Raw genomic sequence first — 807 nt, 5'->3', positions numbered from 1 at the left:
ATGCTGATTCAGACTCTGGGCTGCTCCCCGTTCGCTCGCCGCTACTGGGGGAATCTCGGTTGATTTCTTTTCCTCGGGGTACTTAGATGTTTCAGTTCCCCCGGTTCGCTTCATTACGCTATGTATTCACGTAATGATAGTGTGACGAATCACACTGGGTTTCCCCATTCGGAAATCGCCGGTTATAACGGTTCATATCACCTTACCGACGCTTATCGCAGATTAGCACGTCCTTCATCGCCTCTGACTGCCAGGGCATCCACCGTGTACGCTTAGTCGCTTAACCTCACAACCCGAAGATGTTTCACTTCTGATTGCGAAAATTTGAGAGACTCGAACACACCTTTTATCTGTTCTTATTACGGAGAACAGACACAGTGTGTCGTTTCAATTTTCAGCTTGATCCAGATTTTTAAAGAGCAAAACTTCGCAGTGAACCTTTTCAGGTACACTCTGAAGTTTTCTTGGGTTGTTGCAGTAAAGATGGTGGAGCTATGCGGGATCGAACCGCAGACCTCCTGCGTGCAAAGCAGGCGCTCTCCCAGCTGAGCTATAGCCCCATCGTAGTTAAAATCTCATCAACCTTAATTTCCGTTGAGGCAAGGCGTGGTGACACGAAGCATACTTAAAGTATGTGAGTGTCGCCGCAACGCAGCATCAGCAGAAATTTGGTAGGCCTGAGTGGACTTGAACCACCGACCTCACCCTTATCAGGGGTGCGCTCTAACCACCTGAGCTACAAGCCTGCAGAGATTTTCTTACTGCTAATTTTCATCAGACAATCTGTGTGAGCACTGCAAAGGTCGG

General features: G+C 48.3%; 2 tRNA genes and 1 rRNA gene. All 3 read right to left on the bottom strand.

Annotated features, from left to right (window positions below):
• Window positions 1–286: ribosomal RNA gene (locus M989_RS23990) — 23S ribosomal RNA — on the bottom strand; the annotation flags it as partial.
• Window positions 287–484: 198 nt separating this feature from the next.
• Window positions 485–560: transfer RNA gene (locus M989_RS23985), tRNA-Ala, on the bottom strand.
• Window positions 561–669: 109 nt separating this feature from the next.
• Window positions 670–746, bottom strand: a tRNA-Ile gene (locus M989_RS23980).
• Window positions 747–807 lie beyond the last annotated feature (61 nt).

Source organism: Kluyvera georgiana ATCC 51603, from assembly GCF_001654985.1.
Classification (GTDB): Bacteria; Pseudomonadota; Gammaproteobacteria; order Enterobacterales; family Enterobacteriaceae; genus Kluyvera; species Kluyvera georgiana.
The sequence above is the reverse complement of the archived record's forward strand: the minus strand, read 5'-3'. Positions and strand labels throughout refer to the sequence as shown.